Here is an 18,495-nt window from a genome sequence, read left to right on the forward strand (position 1 = left end):
AGGGTCAATTGTTTTGCAAGAACAATTCCTGTTATTTATTCGGGCGCGGGGAGGGGTAAAAAAGGGGCGGTCATCCCTGTGGATGGCCGCCCCTGCAGGGAGATAGAGTTATCTGTAATTTAGTTGGCAGCCTCGGAGCTTTCCGGGGCCACATTGACGCGGCGGCCTTCGCGGTCAAAGAACACGCGGCCGTCCACGAGGGAGAAAATGGTGTAGTCACGGCCCATGCCCACGCCCTTGCCGGGGTGCCACTTGGTGCCGCGCTGGCGGATGATGATGTTGCCCGCGATCACTTCCTGCCCGCCGAATTTTTTAACGCCGAGGCGCTTGCTGCGGGAGTCGCGACCGTTCTTGACAGAACCTTGACCTTTCTTGTGAGCCATAAGATTAGGATAAAATTAAGGGTTGAAATTAGGCGTTGATACCGGTGATTTCCAGCTTCGTCATGGCGCGGCGGGAACCTTTTTTCTTGTGGAAGCCCTTGCGGCGCTTGAATTTGAAGGCGATGATCTTCTTGTCGCGGAACTGGCTGACGACCTTGGCGGAGACCGTAGCTCCTGCCACCGTCGGGGTGCCGAGGGTCACGTTTCCGTCATTTTCCACCATAAGCACCTGATCGAAGCTTGCTTCAGCACCCTCTTCAAGGGTATTGATGCACTCAACGTCGATCACGTCGCCCGCCTGAACGCGGTACTGCTTGCCACCTGTTTTGAAAATTGCGTATGCCATTGCTATCACTGTTAAGGTTCACCCGCGGATGCGGGAGCCGCAATAAACCATATCACCTTCTTTTAGACAAGCAAAATTTCATGAAAAAATGAGCGAATGGTATAAAATTTTTAAAAACGGCCCCGTTTTAACTCATTCTCCGGAGGAAATGAGGGAGCTGGGACGGCAAATAGGTAAAATTTTAATGCCCGGTGAAGTGTTGGGCGTGGTGGGGGAGCTGGGCGCCGGAAAGACGCACCTGACTCAAGGGATTATGGAAGGGCTGGGGAGTTCCGATGCGGCGGCCAGCCCGACGTTTTCCCTGGTGCACGAGCATGCGGACGGGCGCCTACGGGCGTGCCATTTTGATTTTTACCGGCTGAAGGATGAGTCCGAATTGCTCGGCATAGGCTGGGACGAGTATCTGGACGGGGACGCGGTGCTCATTGTGGAATGGGCCAACCTGTTTCCGGACGCGCTGCCGGAGGGAACTTCCTGGCTGCTGCTGGAGCACGAGGGGGAATGCCTGCGCCGGGTGTCTCTGGCCCCTGTGGAATGAAGCGGCTCAGTAGCTGATGCTCCTGGAGAACGCCTTGTCAAAGCCGGGGCTGAGCCAGATGGTGTTATGCATGGCGCCGGGGAATTCCTGGTAGTTGACCGGCGTGGAGAAGCAGTCCCGGAGCCGCTTGGCGTGGTCAGGCGGGATGACTTCGTCCGATCCTGCCGCCAGGATGCTGACGGGGCAGCCTACTTTGGGCGCTGCCAGGTCTGACCGGAAGTGGTCCGGCAGGAGAAGCTTGACGGGAAGGTAGGGGAAGAGGCCGCGGGCGGTTTCCAGAAGACTGTCAAAGGGAACCAGCAGGACCAGCTTTTTCACGTTCCTGACGGAGGCTATCTGCGTGGCGACTCCGGAGCCGAGGCTTTGCCCGACCAGGATGACGTCGTCCGGCGTTCTTCCGGTTTCCTTCAGCACGGAGTCGAGAATCGCCAAGGAATCCCCCATGATGTTCTGCTCCGTGGGCGTGCCGGTGCTGAGACCGTATCCCCGGTAGTTGACCAGGAGCTTGGCATGGGGGAACCGGTCCAGGTAGGGAAGCATCATGGAGATGTCCATGGCATTCCCTCCATAATACACCAGCAGGGGCTGTCCCTTCTTTTCAATAAGCCAGCCGCTGAGCTGGGCCCCGTTATGGTGGAAAGTGCGCCGGTGGGGCTCCCAGGCGGCGCGTTTTTCCAGATACACGGTTTTGTCCTTGGGCTGGGGCGGCAGGTACACCAGGGAACGGACGGAACACTGGACGCACGCCAGGGCCAGCGCTCCGGCCAGCAGGGCGCTCAGGATTTTCCATTTTCCCGGTTTCAGCATCCGCATGAGGTTCATTGTCCAGAATTTTCCGTGGTCATGGTTCCGGCCGTGCCGGTGCGGGGTAGGGCTGTCCCCCGTTCCTGGCAGCTCCAGCCGGTCAGGGAGGACGTTTTGCCTTCCGCGTCCAGGCGGCACACCCCGCTGAGGAGTATTTCCCGGGATGAGGTCTTAAAGTGCAGGACGGCGGGTGATGTTCCCTGCCGGTACGTCACCGTTGCCGTTTCCGGAAGAGCCCCGTTGATTCCCAGGGTGCCTCTGCCGTCACCCAGGGAGTTGTATAAGAGAGTCATGCCGGAGTTTGCGCGCTGGATTTCCCGTGCTGGGGCAGGTTCCGTTTCACCATCCAGGACAATGGCCGTGCGGCTCCCGTTGGGGAACCATTCCGCCTGGACGTTATCCGTTTCAAGCGTGGCGCCGCCGCGCCCGCAGGCGCAAAGCGTCAGCAGCATGCCGGGCAGGAGGAGGAAAGCTGGTCGCATGGAAAGAGTGTCCCCGAATTTGAGGAGGAAGGCAATCTCTCTTTTCTCTCCATGGGCGGCTTTTGCAGGAATTGGAATTTTTCTGATAGAAGAAAACCGGGGAAAAGGTATAATAAAGGATATGTTTAACCGGATGTTTTCATGGAGTTTTGTGGCCGCAGCGTGCGTTGCGGGATCATTCCCGGCACTATCCCGGGGGCAGGAAGGCGCGGCTCAATCCGGGTCCGCAGCCGTGAAGGTGCCTGCCGCCAGTCTGCTGATGGCCCGCCAGGAGGTGGGGGAAACGCGGTTGGACCGGTCTTTCAAGAATGGTGAATTGAGCATCGGGGGTAAAAAATACGCTGCGGGCATCGGCACTCACGCTACATCCATGATTCCGCTCCCTGTGCCGGAGGGCAGCGGCTCAAGAGTGTGGAAGCTGGAAGGGGCCTGCGGCATTGACGACGGTACGGACGGAGACGGCAGCGTGGAATTCCGTGTAATGAGCGGTTCCGAAGTTTTATGGAGTTCCGGCGTGATGAAGAGGGGAATGCCTGCGAAAAAGTTTTCCGTTCCGGTAGCGGAAAACGGCATACGGCATCTTTACCTGATGGCTGACCGGGTGGAAAATAATTCCTATGACCACGCAGACTGGGTGGACCTGGTCTGGAAAACGGGCGGTGAGCCGCAGGGCATGAAGGGAGCCGTGGTGAATGCCGCCAAATTCGGCATGATTCCCGGCGTCAGGAAAGATCAGGGTCCGGCCCTGCGGTCCGCGATTTCCGCCCTGCGGAAGCAGGGAGGAGGCGTGCTGAACATCCCTAGGGGAGTCTATCATTTTTATCCGGAGGGAGCCTTGAACATGAGCTTCAATATCTCCAACCATGACCAGCCCCTGGTTCATCCGGTGTGCGTGACCCTGACCGATTTGCGGAATGTCCGCGTAGAGGGCAATGGCTCCCTGTTCCTGTTTCACGGCAAGGTGGTTCCCCTGCTGGTCATGGACAGCGAAAACGTCAGCATCAACCGTCTGTCCGTGGATTATGAACGGTCCTATTGTACGGAAGCGCGCGTCTTGAATGCGGACGACAGGTCCACGGAGGTGGAAATAGACAAAAAAGCCTACCCCTATGAAATCAGGAACAACAGGTTCGTTTTCCTGGGCGAAGGCTGGGAGGAAGGAATGGGGAGCTGCATGGCCTTTGAGAAGGGGACCGGGCACATCATTGCCAATACGTCGGACATGGGCTGGAACGGCCGGGTGGAACCCCTCGGAGGGAACCGCCTCCGGCTGGACTGGAACCTCAAGCAGAAGGGAATCAAGCCGGGGGATACGCTGGTGCTGCGGAATTATAACCGCCCCCATCCGGGATGCGTGGTTTACCGGGCGCGGAAGACGGTCCTGAATGATGTGGCCCTGCACCAGAGCACGGGCATGGCTTTGCTGGTCCAGCGGTCGGAGGATTTCCACATGAAGGGCGGCGGCGTCATGGTCAGGAAAGGGACGGGGCGCGTGCACACCGCCGGGGCGGACGCCACCCATTTTTCCAACACCCGGGGCGAGATCGTGGTGGAGAAAGCCTTGTTCGAGGGAATGATGGATGACGCCATCAACGTTCATTCCACCTGCCTGGGCGTGACGGAGGTAGTGGACAGCCATACGCTGAAATGCAAGTACATGCACCGCCAGGCGGTGGGGTTTGAAGTGTTCCTGCCCGGTGAAAAAATCCGTTTTATCAACGGGCCTACGCTTGAACCGGGAAGCACCGCTACCGTAAAAACCGCCGTGAAGAAGAGTTCTACGGAACTGGTGATCACGCTGGAAGAACCGCTGCCTCCGTCCGTCAAGGCCGGGGACGCCGTGGAAAATGCGGATTTTTACCCTTCCGTAGTATTCCGCAACAACATCGTCCGCAACAACCGCGCCCGCGGTTCTCTTTTCACGACGCCTGAGAAGGTTCTGGTGGAGGGCAATTTGTTTGACCATTCCTCCGGCGCGGCCATTCTGCTGGCCGGGGACGCCCAGGGCTGGTATGAAAGCGGCGCCTGCCATGAAGTGGTGATCCGCAGGAATACCTTCATCAACAACCTGACCTCCCGCTACCAGTTCACGAACGCCATCATTTCCATTTACCCGGAAGTCAAGCAGTTGAACAAGCAGAAGGATTATTATCACCGCAATGTCCTGATAGAAAACAATGTGTTCAAGACGTTCGACGTGCCGCTGCTGTTTGCCATTTCCACGGATAACCTTAAATTCGTCAACAACAAAATCATTTACAACAATGATTTCAGGGGCTGGGGGCAGAAGCCCTTCCAGTTCAAGAGGTGCGCCAACATCCTGATTAAAAATAACAAGGTTCAGCCTCCCCGCACATGGTCCATTGAGGACTGCAAGCTGGAAAATACTCCCGCGGACCAGGTGCGCATAGAGAATTGACGTTTCCCTGCGCCATTCCGCCTTTTGCGGATTTTTCATGCTGCAGGGGCCGGACGGCCGTCCGGGAGGAAGGCGGAGTTTTTTACGGTTATTTCAACGTCTTGACGCAGAACGGTGTCATTACCGGAATGATAGATATTCCTTCCCGTCTGGTCAAACGCTGCAAAAAGTTCATTGAGCCGTACCGGGTGACGGACGGCAAGGGGTTCAAGTTATCCCACTATGATCCGGGCGATCTGGGCAAGCTGGACAAGGACAGCAAGAAGGAAGCCGTGGACAAGCTGGAGAAGGGCATTGAGCTGCTGGAACAGCTTCAGGAGGTGCTTTATGCCAGCGAATCCTATGCGCTGCTGGTGGTGCTGCAGGCGATGGATAGCGCGGGCAAGGACGGCATTGTGAAGCATGTGATGGGCGGAGTCAATCCGCAGGGGTGCGTGGTCAGCAGCTTCAAGCCGCCCTCCACGCTGGAACGGAGCCATGATTTCCTGTGGCGGTGCGTGGCCCGTCTTCCCCGGCGGGGAATGATCGGCATTTTCAACCGTTCCTACTATGAAGAAGTGCTGAGCGTGCGCGTGCATCCGGAATTTCTGGCGGGGGAGGGGTTTGATCCCGTCCATGCCAAGGGAGCCTTCTGGAAGGAGAGGTACAGATCCATCAATAATCTGGAACGCCATCTGCTCGCCAACAAGACGCGCATCGTGAAGATATTCCTTAACCTTTCCAGTGAGGAACAGAGAAAGCGCCTTCTGGCGCGGCTGGACACCCCGCACAAGAACTGGAAGTTTTCAGAGGGGGACATCCACGAACGCGAGTTCTGGGACCAGTACCAGAAGGCGTATGAGGAAATGATACGTCATACTTCTTCCCGGGACGCGCCGTGGTATGTGGTGCCGGCGGACAACAAGTGGTATTCCAGGCTTGTCTGCATGTGCGCCATTGTGGAGGCACTGGCGGAAATGAAACTGGAATACCCTAAGGTGTCCGGGGAATTGAAGGCGTTCTTCCCTGAATTCCGGGAGGAACTGGAACGCCCCCTGTCCGGGGACAGGGATTGAACGAAGAGTCCGGGAACGGAAGGGAAAGAAAAAAGGCCGCGGAAGAATGGCAAAAAGAAAAACGGCGCATCATGCGGAAGCTTCCCTCCGTCTGCTGCGCCGCCGCATTCCATCCCGTGCGGGCCTGCCGGTTCTTTAATCAGCGCCTGCGTTCCCAGGATTTCACCTTGCCGTTGATGAACAGCACGTAGCCGGTATCCACCGGGACGTAGGTGACGTCATTGTAATACGGGTAATAGGGACGGTAGAACCCCGGTCCCCAATAGGGGCCTCCCCAGTAGGGCCCGGCCCAGAAGGAGGGCGGCGGGGTGTAAACCGGCTGGAGGGAAGAGTAAATCCAGCGGGTGGCGGATTTTCCGTTAAGGTTGCCTTCCGCGACGGCGGAGGGGTCTCCCCAGGCCAGGAAGACGGCGGGCGGCGACATGCCTTCCGCAATCTGTCCGGCTTCCACCAGCGTTTTCTGGCTGGGCGGAAGGGAATTGAAAAGGGCTGGGTTTTTCTGGATGCGGGATGCCGGGGTGGACACGCAGGAAGCAAGGCTCAGAGCGGCGGCCAGGGTAGTGAAAAGTAACTTCCAGTTCATGATGTACATACGGATAACACTCACTTTGACTCTTGCCAAGGGTGTTTTGTTGAGTAAAATGTACGAACACGTTATGAAAGCGCTCCGCAATCTGGCTTTAACACTGATGGTCCCCGTTCTGGTTTCTTCCCTGTCCGCAGCAGAAAAGCCGGAAATAATCGATGAATATCTCCCGGTCGGCAAAATGGCGGAAGCTTCCGCCGTCAGCGTTGTGCTTGATGAAAGCCTTCAGCCATTCATGGAAAAGATTGACGGCGTTTTTGCCTCCCTGCCCGACAAGGACAAGAAGGAGCTCGTCAGCCAGATCGTTCCCGGTCAGCCCGTTCCGTATGACGAACGTCTGGGCTGGACCAAGGATGAGTATGCCAAGTATCTGGAATGCTGGAAGCTGAAGCAGGTGCAGGAAGTGGCCCCCGTAGCTGTGGGCATTTTCGCCTCCGGGGAACGCGGCATCTGGACTCTGGCCGCGGTGGCCCAGCAGGGACCGCTGCCGATGAGCACCCTGAAGTATGACTCCAATACCAAATCCTGGATTTCCCCCAACGGCGCCCTGGCCCTGAAAGGGGACGTTTCCTATGACGATCTGAACGTGTACGGCGCATGGAGCGGCAAGGAATGGACCATGGAAAAGAAGACCATTCTTTCCACCCTGACGGAGACCATTATCGCGGGCAAGACCAAGGACGGCAAATATACCTATTTCGTTTACAACATGTCCGAGAAGAATCCGGATAATATTGCCATTGCCAACCAGTCCATCGTGCTGCGCATCCCCATCACCCGCATTACGGGAGACCCCCTGCTGGAAAAGGCCAAGGCCAAGGCGCGCCAGTAGGGACAACAAGACGTTCCTTTCATTCCGGTAAAAACATGCGTATCATCAGCGGAAAGGCCGGCGGCATAGCACTGTCTGTTCCCAAAGGGGAAGTGCGGCCCACGACCGACCGGGTCAGGGAGGCCCTTTTTTCCATCCTGAACCCGCTGATTGACCATGCCGACGTGCTGGATTTGTTCACCGGCTCCGGAGCCTTCGGCCTGGAAGCCCTCAGCCGCGGGGCAGGGAGCTCCCGCATGGTGGATTTTTCCCGGCTTTCCTGCGCGACGGCCAAGGCCAATCTTGCCAAAACCGGCCTGGAGGGCGGCGCCGTCATCCAGGGAGACGCCGTGCAGTTTGTGAAAAGGGAGCTGCTGGCCGGCAGGAAGTACGACATTGTTTTTGCAGATCCCCCCTACTGCAAGGGCCCGGCGGACCGGGATTTTATTGTGGAGCTGGCGGAGGCCGGAATTGCCGGACTGTTGAAGGACGGCGGCGTGTTTATTGCGGAAGTGCAGGAAGGCTGGGGAACCGGCATGGAAGGCGCCGCGGAGTTTGACGGCCTGGACCTGGTGGATACCCGCCGGTACGGGAAAAATATGCTGTTGTTCTATCGATTGCCTGAGAAGTAAGATGAAAGCCTTCCTGTTCTCTTTCTGTTACAATGTCCTGTACACCCTCGGGTGGCTGGTGACGCTGCCTTCCTACCTGCTCAAGCAGAAGAGGCGCGGCGGCTTCGGCACGGGGTTGATGGAGCGCTTCGGCCTGTACCGGGTTTCCTACAACCGGGAGCCGAAGGGGGTGCTGTACGTGCATGCCGTGAGTGTGGGTGAAGTGGTGCTGGCCCTCAAATTTCTCCGGGCGTGGCTCCGGGAGCGCGGCGGTTCCGCGGTGCTGGCCACCAGCACGGCTACGGGGCATGATACGGCGGTGAATGCCCAGGTGTCCGGCGTGCGCGTAATTTATGCCCCCTTTGACCTGCTGGGCCTGCCGGGGAGGTGCTTTGACCGTTTTGAACCGGAAGCCATTGTGTTGGTAGAGGCGGAATTATGGCCGAACTTTGCCCGCGCCGCCAAGGTGCGGGGCATTCCCATGGCGATGATCAATGCCCGAATGTCCGCCAGGTCCGAGAGCCGCTACCGCGCTTTTAAATGGGTGTCACGATATTATTTTTCCACGCTGGACGCCATGGGCGTGCAGGACAAGGGAGACGTCCGGAGGTTTGAATCCGTGGGGGTGCGCCCCTCCATCATCCATGTGACGGGCAGCATCAAGTTTGACCAGCAGATGGCGGAGCGCAAGGAAACCAATGCGGAGTTTGCCGCCATTCTGGACAAGCTGAAGCGCGGCAAGCCCGTGGTGCTGGCCGCCAGCACGCATGACGGGGAGGAAGTGCTGATTGCGGAGGCCGTGCGCAAGGCGGGAGGCTTCCCCTTGATAGTTCCCCGGCATGCGGAACGCCGCCATACGGTGGTGCGTGAGTTGGAGGCCCGCGGCTGGCAGTGCGTGCTGCGGACGGATGGCGAGCTTCCGGAAACCCTGAAGGACAATGTCTGCTACATTGCGGATACGACCGGAGAATTGAGGGATTGGACCGCGCTGGCGGATGTGGCCGTGATCGGCAAGAGCTTTCTGGCGGACGGCGGCCAGAATCCGGCGGAGGCCGTTGCCTGCGGCGTGCCCGTGCTGACGGGGCCGCACATGGAGAATTTCGATGCGCTGGTCCAGCTGCTTGAGGGCGTGGACGGCATTACCCGGTGCGATGAGGAGCGTCTGGCGGACGTGCTCAAGGAGATGCTGGACAATCCGCTGCTGGCCCATGCCCAGTCCTCCCGCGCGCAGGTGGCGTTGAAAGCCCATTTCGGCGCTACGGCCCGCACCATCCGCATGATCTGCATCATGCTCAAGATTCCCGTTTAACGGCGGGAGCCTTTTGTCCGCGGGCCTCCGGCTTGGAATGGAGCGGCAGGGCGAAGACTTCCCCCTGCGGCGCGTCAATGATGATGTCAAAGTGCTGGAGGGTGTCCACGCCTATCTGGCATCTGCCGCCTGTTCCCGTCACGGCGAAGGAAAGGCCGTCCATCTGGAAGTCCGGCCCCATGCGGAGGGTGGAGGGTATGCCCAGCTTCATGACGTTGCGGTCCCCGCTGTGTCCGTTGATGTCGGAGGCCTTGGCCGTGAGCTGGTTTCCATTTGGGTCCGCGGGCCACTGTTCCAGCGGGGCCAGGGAAAGGGAAGAACCGGAATCAAGGGCCAGCAGGAAGGCGTCTCCTCCCCGGGAGCAGCGGACATAGAAAATTCCGGATGGGTGGCGTTCCACTTCCAGCGGCTTCATGTTCTGGGAGGGAAAGCGGGAGCGTTCCAGAAATTGGAGGGAAGCATCCCTGACGGACAGCAGGAACGGGGAGAAGCCCAGGTAGTTGATTCCCAGAATGCCGTCCACCCTGACCTGCATATCTTTTTGAAGGGGGGTGAGGTCCATGGCGAGGCCGAAGAAGTTTTTAATGTGAAGCCCTCCGATGGAGAAGGACTTCATGGCGAAAAGCTGGGGAACGGTGTTGACGTTGGAGCCGGGGGCGATCTGCGCGTTTTCAAGCGGCAGGCCGGGGAAATTCTTCTTGATGAATTTGATGTCAAACGTGGTGTGGGAGGCCGCCGTGTCCACAATGAGATTGCATGGAACGCCGTTAATGGTGCATTGCGCCACAAGAAGTTTGCTGTGGGCGTCTCTCGTCAGCCGGACGGGGTTCAGGTCCGTGATGGAAACGACGGGCCTGGCTTGGGCGGGGTCCGGCTGTTCCGCTGCGGAGAGAGGAAGCGCGCCCAATGCCAGAAGGGCCGCGGAAGCGCGGAAAAGGCTGCATGGGAAGAGCATCCCTTACTGGTAAGCGCGCCTCTGCGGTTTGACAAGCCAATTTGACGGAGAATCAGTCATGGCTGCGGTGGTTGGGCTTGTGGCGGCGTTCCAGTTCCACGCGGTCCTCATAATTCCGGGCCTGTACCTTCCGGTCTCTCTTCCCGGCCCGTTCCACGTTCATCTGCCTTTTTTTCTGGCGTTTGGCAAGCCGCGCGATTTCATCTTCCAGATTCAGGAAATTCAAGTACCGCTCCCTGTCCAACGTTCCTTCCTCCACGGCTTTCCTGATGGCGCAGCCGGAATCCGTGCCGTGGCTGCAATCCGCAAATTTGCATTCCTGGGCCAGCTCCGTCAAATCCGCAAAGCTTTCCCGCAGGGTATGTTCATCCGTCCACATCTGGATTTCACGGATTCCGGGATTGTCAATCAGCAGGCCGCCGTGTTTGAGGAGCACCAGTTCGCGCGCCACGGTCGTATGGCGTCCCTTGCCGGTCACCTCATTCACTTCCCCCGTCCAGAGCCATTCGTCCCCCAGCAGGGTATTGACCAGCGTGGATTTTCCCACTCCGGAGGAACCGACGATGCAGATGGTTTTTCCCCTGGAAAGGCATTTGCGGAATTCCTTGATTCCCTTGTTGTGCAGGGCGCTGATGCCGATGATGGAGCATTCCGGGGAGAGTTCCCGCAGGGCCTGCACGGCTTCGTCCACTTCCTCCCTGGAGAAAAGGTCCGTTTTATTGAGCAGGATGAGAGGTGCGGCGCCGCTGCGGCGGATGAGCGTAAAGTAGCGCTCCATGCGCCTGGGGTTGAAGTCCGTTCCCGGCTCCGTCACCACGGCTACGGTGTCCACATTGGTTCCCAGAACCTGTTCCGCGCTGCTTTTTCCCGGAGCTTTGCGGGAAAAACAGGTCTGGCGGGGGAGAATGGCGCGTATGACGGCTTCGTCTCCCGCTTCCCCCGGGTCAATCGCCACCCAGTCTCCTACGGCGGGCAGTTCCGCATCCGTGGCGGCGTCATGCCAGAGCTTGCCGCTGACGACCGCGTCCACGTCTTCCCCGCCGTCCAGCAGGGCGGTGAAGTTGATTTTCGTTTCCCGGATGAGGCGTCCCGGAACCCAGCCGGGTTTGGCGACGGCGTTGAAAGCGCGTTGAAAGTGGTCGTTCCAGCCTAAATCCTGAAGAGTGACGGGCATGAAAATGGAAAATGTAGTTTTGGGAAAGGCCGCCGGCATTTACATGCCGACATCGGATCGTGGGGCAAACCTTCTTCCGGTTCAAGCGTGGAACGGGTCTGCCGTGCGCCATGACGGAGCTTTTCCCTGTGCGAGACGGCATGCGCGCTCAATGATTTGAAAGGCAATTTGCGTTTTAGGCGCTTTTTCCAAAAGCTCCGTCCGGTCCGGGTAAACGAGCAGCACTTCATTTTCAGAGGAGTTAAAACCAATGTCACTGCGGGAAACGTCGTTGGCCACAATCATGTCGCACCGCTTGCGTTCCAGTTTGCCGCGCGCGTAATTTTCCACGTCATGGGTTTCCGCCGCGAAGCCTACCAGAATGCCTCTGAAGCCGAATTCCGCGCGCATGGAGCCAAGAATATCCGCAGTACGTTCCAGTTCCAAAATCATGCGCTCCCCCGTTTTCTTGATTTTGCGGTCCGGAACGGAAACGGGGCGATAATCCGCTACGGCGGCGCTGAGGATGGCGGCGTCGGCGTAGGGAGCCTGGTTTTTGACAGCATCATACATTTCCCGTGCACATTCAACCGGCAGGAAGTCCACGCCGTGCGGGATGTCCAGGGAAGTGGGGCCGGAGATGAGAAGGACGCTGTGGCCTTCGTGAACAGCCGCTTCCGCCAGGCAATACCCCATTTTTCCGGAGGAGTGGTTGGTGAGGTATCTGACGGGGTCAATAGCTTCTCTGGTGGGGCCTGCCGTGATAAGAAAACGCATGAGAGGCATTATGCGGAATCACGGGTAAAAGTGAAGAGTGATCTTGTGCAGCTGCGCATTATGTTCCGGCTTGACTCCTTCCCGCGATTGGGGGAGTTATGAAGGCGTGATTTATTGGGATAATAACGCTACCACACCGCTGGCCCCGGAGGTTTACGAGGCCATGGAGCCGTTTTTAAAAGAACGGTTTTTCAACCCGTCCGCCGGTTACGGCTGCGCCAGGAGCGTGCGCGAGGCGGTGGAGGAAGCCCGTGCGGCCGTTGCCGCCCTGTTGGGCGCATTTCCTTCGGAAATTGTATTTACTTCCGGCGGAACGGAGGCGTCTAATATGGCTTTCCGCCAGATGGCCGGGGAGCGGGAGGGAGGGATAGGCGTTTTGTCCACGGACCATGACGCCTCCTTGAAGACGGCCCTGGCCCTGGGCAGCGGCTGTGTCTGCCCCGTGGACAGGGAAGGGCGAGCGGTTCCGGAAAAATGGGAGTCCATGTGCGCAGGGGGCGTGTCCGGCGTTTCTTTTGCCTGGGCCAATAATGAGACAGGCGCATTGCAGGATGCGGCGGTTTTGTGTTCCTCCGCCGGGAAACATGGAGTTCCCGTGCATTTGGATATAGTGCAGTGCGCCGGAAAAATTCCCGTGGATTTGCATGGAATGGAAGTGGATTATGCTTCCGTATCCGCACACAAATTCCATGGCCCCAAAGGGATTGGATGTCTGTACAGGAGAGCGGGGGCTCCTTTTTCCCCTTTGCTGTTCGGGGGGGGGCAGGAGTACGGTTTGAGGTCCGGCACGGAGAATGTTCCGGGAATCATTGGTTTTGGTGCGGCGGCGCGGGCGGCATTGAGGCACTTGGAGGAGGACGCCGGACGGCTGTCCCGGATGCGGGATTCTTTTGAGTCTCTCCTGCGGGCACAGGTGGGCGGCGTGACGGTGCATTCCGGCGGAACGGAACGTATTCCCAATACTTCCAATCTGGCGTTTGACGGATGTACGGCGGAAGCGCTGATGCTGTTGCTGGAACCTGCCGGCCTGCTGTGTTCGGCTGGGTCTGCCTGCCACACGCTGCAGCCGATGCCTTCCCACGTGCTGACGGCCATGGGATTGTCTGATGAGGCGGTACGTTCCTCCCTGCGTTTTTCCCTGTCTTTCATGACGACGCAGGAGGAGGTGGAACAGGCTGCCGCCCTGGTGGGCTCCGCCGTTCGGAAGGTGCGCGGCGTTCAGTCTTCGCGTACCGGCCCGGTGCTCGTGTACAGGCCAGAATGGAAGGGCTGAGAGGCTGGGGCGCTTTTACAGAAAGCCGTTTGTGTTCCATGACACCGGAGCTCAGTAACAGCGGCTCCCTCCCTATCAATGCTTTTACAGATGTTTATGAGGCGATTCTATTGCGGCAGAAATATATTGCAGATTTTTTGCTCATTCGCGAATCGACTTAAAATTTAAACGTGACGCCCATATTGACGTTGTGGCGCACTTTGTCCGAAACGTCCGCGGCATAGTCGGCATAGACGCTCCACTGTTCCGTGATGCTGTATCCGATGCCTGCGCCGAATACGCCAGCGTCCCTGTCCATTTTCCAGCCCCTTACCCTTATGAAGGAAGAGCCGAGCATGGCATTTACTCCGTAGCGGTCGTCGCAAAATTCGTGCGTGTAGAACATTCTGCCCGTAAAGTAGAAGCCGTTTGAAAACGCGTAAGTGCCCTCAATTCCCACAAGCGACTTCACGCTTGTATAGTTTTCTGATTCCGCGCTCATGCGTTCTTCCCCGCTTTTTTCCGTGAACGACGGGTTCATCAGGAAGTCCGCGTTTACGCCGATTGTGGGTTTCAGGTAAAATCCGGTGTCGGCAAAAGGCTTCCACGCGTATCGAACGCCCGTGAAGACACCGATGAGGTTTGAATTCCAATCGGCTTTGCTTTTGTTCAGGATGTTCATCCTTTCGGCTTTGTTCATGCCGAAAGCATAGGTTGCACCGAAGTACCAGTCAAAGTTGCCGAAGAACCGCCAGTCGGTGTAGGCGTTGACCGCAAGGCTTTGGGTTTCCGCCTTGCCGCAGTTGCCCTTGCCTGACGATTTTGCCTGAAAACCGCCGAAGCCGAAGCCCGCAAGAAACGTGTTACCCGCCGTGTATTCAAAATTCACCAAGCCGCCCGAAATATAGTCGCTCGACCCATCCATGTTTTCATCGCCGCCGTAGGTGGCAAACCTGTTTATGTTGCGGACGGTAATGCCTGAAAAACGCCCCCCCGAAACTTCCGTGCCGCTGCTTTTTGCGCCGAGGCCGTCGATTGCCGCGCTCGTGCGGTTGAGCGTGTCGAGGTGGATTATGTCGGCAAGATCCATGTTCATGCGCACGCTGTGCACTACCGACTGCGGAAGTATCGCACCCAGTGTGCCGCTTTTTACCATTGCGGCGAAATTACGTTTTTTGGTAACTGCCGCCTCGTTCGCCGCGTCGTCGCCGTCGATGTATTCAAGATCGTCGTAGGTTTTTGCCAACGCCTTTTCGAATTCGTTTGTCGCAACTGCTTCGGCAAGATAGGTGTTCTTCTTGATTTCGTAGCCGACATTGCTGCCGACGTTGACGTACTTCACGGTGATGTAGGTGTTTTCAAAAGGATCCAAGTCGCCGTCGATCATGCCCGAAATGTTGTTCGAGACGACGTCGTGCGTGCCTTTCAAGGCGGTTGCGGCGGTGAGGCTTCCCGAAGAGTCGTCGGTTGCGGAGAAACCGAAGATGTTGTCGTAGTGGTTGTTGATGGTGCCGCGCAAGCCCGCGCCCCCGAGTGTCCCCGCGCTGATTACGGTCGCGGCTGAAGAGTTTATGCCGAAGACACTGTTTATCGTAAGTCTGTTCCCGCCCGCCGAAACTGAACCCGTGAGTGTTGCCGAACCTTCGTTTGACAGTATGAGGTCTGTCGTCGAAACGATGTCGCCGCTCACAGTTTTGCCGTCAAGCACATTGACATTCGTACCGCTTACGCGGATGTTGCCGACATCGCCGACGTTCAGTCCGTTAGTGACATTTGTTGCTGAGATGTCGCCAACGGCGTTGTTTACCGTCGCCGAATTAACCGAGTTGAACGAGACGTTGCCGTTTGCGTTTTCGATTGTCACCAAAACGGCGTTTGAAATGTTTGCTGATGTCTCGACTGTGTTGACTTTAATATACCCCGAATCCTCGCCCGACGTACCGATTTCGAGCGAACCCACTGATGCGGTAATGTTCAGGCCGGCAACCGAGTCGAATTTCATTTTGCCTGAAACCGTGCCGATTGTTGATTCTGCGGCAAGATGTTTACCCTCGATATTGCCGTTGACGACTACATTGCCTCCGTTGTTTAGCTCCATGCCGGCGTCCGCCATGAGGTCGCCATTTATCGTCGCGCTGCCGTCGAATGTCAGATAGAGGTTTTTCGAGCGGATTGCCTGGGCGCTGGAGTTTTCGTTTGCAGCGATTGCCGAGATTTCCGAACCATCGAGCATTTTTAAGAAAAGGTCGTTTTCCGTCCAAATTCCGTAGGCGTTGGAGTTTTCGCTTGAGGATAGGATTTTGCCGCCGAGGGTGATGTCAGCGTTGTCGGCGAAAATACCGTTTGCCAATCCGTTTTCAGACGAAACCGTAATGTTGCCTATGATGTTTTCATTTTGGCCCGATTTTGTAATGGAGTTTGCAAAGATACCCGTGGCATCTGCGCCGCCTGAAACCTCCAAATTATCTATCCTGATGTTTTCGAGGTTTCCGGCTGTGGAAACAGGGTTATCTCTGCCTGGCGCGGCGATTATGCCTGCTGCGTTGCCGCTGATTCCCGCGCTTACTTGCATATCGGATATGGTGAGGTTGCGGCCGCCTTCCGTCAGATGGATACCGGTTGCATTGGTGTACCCCTTTACTGTGATTGCATTTGCTGTCAAATCGCGCTTGACGCTTTTTGCGTATATACCCGTTGCTTCACCCTGCGTGCTGCCCGAAGTGATTGTGCTTTCGATGTCGAGTTCGCCCACGGAAAGCGAGTAGATGTCGCCCGCAGCAGAGGGGTCCTTGGCCGCGTTTTTACCAACTTTTACACCGAAGGCGTCTTTTGCTGTCACGTAAATTTGGCCCGAATAGTTATTTTTGAGCGAAACGTCGTCGCTGCCGAGCTGGTTGGCCAGTATACCTATCCCCGTGCCTTGTTTTGCATTGATTGTAAGTGAACCCGAAATCGTCATCGCCTGCCCGTCAGAACTGCTCGACGTGTTCACACCCACGATGTAGGAGTCGTCGTCGATTGTTTTTGCGGAATTCCCGTCCACAGTGTAAATTCCCGAAATTTCGAGGTCTGTAATTTGACCGCTGGTCTTGATGAGTCCGAAATCTTTATTAGTCTCGATAGAGGAAACGTTCCCGAAGCTATAATATCCACTTCCGCCCAGAACGCCTGAAGAACCTGTGGTTGTCTTGTTGTCCCACAAATACGAGCTTGCACTTACAGTGCCGTTTGTGCATCTTATGTTGCCTTGGTTTTCGATTCTGATTGTGTTGGTGAGCCGGTTCCCGTATAGTTCAAGACTGGATTGGGAATCCAAAATAAGGATTAACCCCGTGCCGCCTTTATCAAAGTCCCCCGATGCGCCCAAACGCGAATTTTCTAATTTCAGCGTCGTGTTGTTTCCCTCAGAAGTCGGCTCCACATATTTAATGCGGATCGAATCGGGAGATGTCCAAACGTCTTTTAAGATAATTTCTTTTGTGTCTCCGAATATTTCCGAAGTCCCAGGGACTGTGCTCCCGGGGGTTATTGGTCCTTCCAGAGTAATGCGGTCGGCAACCGTATTGCCCTTGCCTGTTATCACAAGCGTTTCAGAGGAGGAATCGTAGTTGTATGTTTGGGCGCAGGCAATACCAGCTGTCGCCAACAGGGAAGCAGCAATCTTTTCCATGTTTATTGCAGAAAATCTATGGTGTTTTTCGTTTATTTATACAATTCTGAAACAAGCCTACCTTTACTCATTTCCAAATACTAAATAAGCGATTTTTCTTTTCAGATAAATTCAGGGGATGGTCAAGTATAAACTGTTATCAGCTCAAAAATGGTGTGACCGGCCATAAATCACGGTAAGGGTGCATCCCTAAGTAATCGTAAGGGTCATGGATGTGCAGGGACGGCGGCCGTGTTGTCGGGTTTGCCTGCCTGGTGGGGGAAGGGGAAGAAGCCGCTCTGTTTGTGGCGCCGGAGCGTCAGTGCGAGGGAATAGGCACGGCTCTGCTGGACTGGGTGAAGGAGCACAGCAAGGGGATGCTGACGGTGGGCGTTTACGAGGAGAACGCCCGTGCCCGCGCGTTCTACAGGCGTGGAGGATTTGAGGAGATCGGCTCCAGGGATGACGAGCTGACAGGAAGCCGGGAGTACTGGACGGAATGGAAAGGAGAGAGTATATGATCATCATAAAAAAGGCGGAAGTTCCGAAGAACTTCCGCCCCCTGTAAAGCAGGCCGGCGTCAGGCGAGCTCCACCTTGACGCCGCTCTTTTCAATCTGGTCAGCCATTTCAGGAGAAAGGGCTTCATCAGTGATGAGCATGGAGATCTGTGAGGGCGCAACGGTATAGAATGCCGGGTTGTTCGCTACGCTGGTGGAAGGCATGGCGATGATCACCTTGGCATCCGGGGGAATGACGCTCTTGATGAATTCGGATTGAAGCATGTTCTTGTATCCGGCGCCATGCTTGGGGGAGTAGCAGTCCGGCGTCAGTACAACCATGTCAATGCTCAGGGAACCTGCGGCCTTGGCGGCTTCCTGTCCCACATAGACCAGGGCTTCGCGGTCGAAGCGTCCGCCCGTGCAGTAGAAGCTCAGGTTCGGAATGCCTTCAAGCCGGGTCAGCAGCGTGGGGTTGTTGGAAACCACGTGCGTATCCCTGGAATTAATGTGGTTGCAGATCTGGTAGCCCATGGTGCTGCTGTCAATGAACATGACCACGGAAGCGGGGATGTTCTGGACGGCTTTTTTTGCAATCCTTATGGAAACATCGTCTTGAGTGACAATGTCTTCATGGAGGGATTTATGGGTAAGGGCCAGAGCGCCGCCGTGGACGCGCTTGAGAAAGCCGCGTTTCTCAAGGTTAATCAAATCATTACGGACCGTTTCATCCGTGACCTTCATCTGTTTGGCCAGAGCAATGGTTCTTGCGGCTCCATGTTCGGCCAGCGTTTTCAGAATGAACTCTTTACGTTGGGATGCTAAATACATTGGGTTCTGTTTTTCTATATAGAATGTTTACACGT

General features: G+C 56.7%; 18 protein-coding genes. 8 read left to right on the top strand and 10 right to left on the bottom strand.

The genetic code is table 11. From position 1 onward, the window contains the following. Positions 1-119 precede the first annotated feature (119 nt). Both rpmA and rplU read right to left on the bottom strand, forming a co-directional pair. Positions 120-383: a 50S ribosomal protein L27 gene (rpmA, locus tag M8N44_RS12320; RefSeq protein WP_022396460.1), complete on the bottom strand. Its 264-nt coding sequence runs from the start codon at positions 381-383 to the stop codon at positions 120-122. A 28-nt stretch (positions 384-411) separates the two neighbouring features. Beyond that, entirely contained in the window at positions 412-729 is a 318-nt protein-coding gene (gene rplU / locus M8N44_RS12325; protein WP_022396461.1) for a 50S ribosomal protein L21, read from the bottom strand. A gap of 88 nt (positions 730-817) precedes the next feature. On the opposite strand from rplU, the gene tsaE reads away from it, so the two are divergent. Continuing rightward, positions 818-1,267, top strand: coding sequence for a tRNA (adenosine(37)-N6)-threonylcarbamoyltransferase complex ATPase subunit type 1 TsaE (gene tsaE, locus M8N44_RS12330; RefSeq protein WP_102722640.1), 450 nt, complete (start codon positions 818-820; stop codon positions 1,265-1,267). Between the two features lie 6 nt (positions 1,268-1,273). On the opposite strand, the gene M8N44_RS12335 is transcribed toward tsaE, so the two are convergent. Continuing rightward, positions 1,274-2,089: an alpha/beta hydrolase gene (locus tag M8N44_RS12335; protein WP_180972889.1), complete on the bottom strand. Its 816-nt coding sequence runs from the start codon at positions 2,087-2,089 to the stop codon at positions 1,274-1,276. Then, on the bottom strand, positions 2,086-2,553 hold the full coding sequence (locus M8N44_RS12340; protein WP_180972888.1) for a hypothetical protein: 468 nt from the start codon (positions 2,551-2,553) through the stop codon (positions 2,086-2,088). Before M8N44_RS12340 ends, M8N44_RS12335 begins: the two co-directional genes overlap by 4 nt. Positions 2,554-2,785: 232 nt before the next feature. Here M8N44_RS12340 and M8N44_RS12345 point away from each other — a divergent pair, with 232 nt between their 5' ends. Continuing rightward, positions 2,786-4,972: an NPCBM/NEW2 domain-containing protein gene (locus M8N44_RS12345; RefSeq protein WP_180975229.1), complete on the top strand. Its 2,187-nt coding sequence runs from the start codon at positions 2,786-2,788 to the stop codon at positions 4,970-4,972. A 128-nt stretch (positions 4,973-5,100) separates the two neighbouring features. Beyond that, on the top strand, positions 5,101-6,027 hold the full coding sequence (locus M8N44_RS12350) for a polyphosphate kinase 2 family protein (RefSeq protein WP_102728840.1): 927 nt from the start codon (positions 5,101-5,103) through the stop codon (positions 6,025-6,027). 139 nt (positions 6,028-6,166) lie between these two features. On the opposite strand, the gene M8N44_RS12355 is transcribed toward M8N44_RS12350, so the two are convergent. After that, complete coding sequence (locus tag M8N44_RS12355; RefSeq protein WP_146017859.1) at positions 6,167-6,610, bottom strand: hypothetical protein; 444 nt, start codon at positions 6,608-6,610, stop codon at positions 6,167-6,169. 58 nt (positions 6,611-6,668) lie between these two features. On the opposite strand from M8N44_RS12355, the gene M8N44_RS12360 reads away from it, so the two are divergent. Genes M8N44_RS12360 through M8N44_RS12370 form a run of 3 tightly spaced genes read left to right on the top strand, consistent with a single transcriptional unit; the run spans position 6,669 to position 9,344 of the window. Continuing rightward, positions 6,669-7,445, top strand: a complete 777-nt coding sequence (locus M8N44_RS12360) for a hypothetical protein (protein WP_022396468.1) — start codon at positions 6,669-6,671, stop codon at positions 7,443-7,445. Positions 7,446-7,480: 35 nt separating this feature from the next. Next, a complete protein-coding gene (gene rsmD / locus M8N44_RS12365; RefSeq protein ID WP_022396469.1) occupies positions 7,481-8,056 on the top strand; it encodes a 16S rRNA (guanine(966)-N(2))-methyltransferase RsmD in 576 nt (191 codons plus the stop codon). 1 nt (position 8,057) lies between these two features. Continuing rightward, positions 8,058-9,344: a 3-deoxy-D-manno-octulosonic acid transferase gene (locus tag M8N44_RS12370; RefSeq protein WP_022396470.1), complete on the top strand. Its 1,287-nt coding sequence runs from the start codon at positions 8,058-8,060 to the stop codon at positions 9,342-9,344. On the opposite strand, the gene M8N44_RS12375 is transcribed toward M8N44_RS12370, so the two are convergent. The 3 genes from M8N44_RS12375 to M8N44_RS12385 form a co-directional block, all read right to left on the bottom strand. Then, positions 9,328-10,299 carry a retropepsin-like aspartic protease gene (locus M8N44_RS12375; protein ID WP_102728729.1) on the bottom strand — a complete coding sequence of 324 codons (972 nt, stop codon included), beginning with the start codon at positions 10,297-10,299 and terminating at the stop codon, positions 9,328-9,330. The two genes, M8N44_RS12370 and M8N44_RS12375, sit on opposite strands and share 17 nt — an antisense overlap. Before the next feature lie 52 nt (positions 10,300-10,351). Continuing rightward, on the bottom strand, positions 10,352-11,473 hold the full coding sequence (gene rsgA, locus M8N44_RS12380) for a ribosome small subunit-dependent GTPase A (RefSeq protein WP_102728839.1): 1,122 nt from the start codon (positions 11,471-11,473) through the stop codon (positions 10,352-10,354). Between the two features lie 81 nt (positions 11,474-11,554). Beyond that, positions 11,555-12,229 (bottom strand): phosphopantothenoylcysteine decarboxylase domain-containing protein, encoded by a 675-nt coding sequence (locus M8N44_RS12385; protein ID WP_022396473.1) that lies wholly within the window; start codon positions 12,227-12,229, stop codon positions 11,555-11,557. A gap of 70 nt (positions 12,230-12,299) precedes the next feature. Between M8N44_RS12385 and M8N44_RS12390 the strand changes: the two genes are divergently transcribed. Continuing rightward, on the top strand, positions 12,300-13,502 hold the full coding sequence (locus M8N44_RS12390) for a cysteine desulfurase family protein (RefSeq protein WP_180972886.1): 1,203 nt from the start codon (positions 12,300-12,302) through the stop codon (positions 13,500-13,502). A 157-nt stretch (positions 13,503-13,659) separates the two neighbouring features. Here M8N44_RS12390 and M8N44_RS12395 read toward each other — a convergent pair whose 3' ends face one another. Next, positions 13,660-17,151: an autotransporter family protein gene (locus M8N44_RS12395; RefSeq protein WP_102726651.1), complete on the bottom strand. Its 3,492-nt coding sequence runs from the start codon at positions 17,149-17,151 to the stop codon at positions 13,660-13,662. A gap of 212 nt (positions 17,152-17,363) precedes the next feature. Between M8N44_RS12395 and M8N44_RS12400 the strand changes: the two genes are divergently transcribed. Beyond that, positions 17,364-17,651: a GNAT family N-acetyltransferase gene (locus M8N44_RS12400; protein WP_022396476.1), complete on the top strand. Its 288-nt coding sequence runs from the start codon at positions 17,364-17,366 to the stop codon at positions 17,649-17,651. Positions 17,652-17,710: 59 nt separating this feature from the next. Here the strand turns inward: M8N44_RS12400 and M8N44_RS12405 are convergent, their stop codons facing one another. Then, a complete protein-coding gene (locus tag M8N44_RS12405; RefSeq protein ID WP_022396477.1) occupies positions 17,711-18,460 on the bottom strand; it encodes a DeoR/GlpR family DNA-binding transcription regulator in 750 nt (249 codons plus the stop codon). Positions 18,461-18,495: the final 35 nt, after the last annotated feature.

Origin of the sequence: Akkermansia massiliensis (assembly GCF_023516715.1) — a bacterium.
In the GTDB taxonomy this organism is placed as follows: Bacteria; Verrucomicrobiota; Verrucomicrobiia; order Verrucomicrobiales; family Akkermansiaceae; genus Akkermansia; species Akkermansia massiliensis.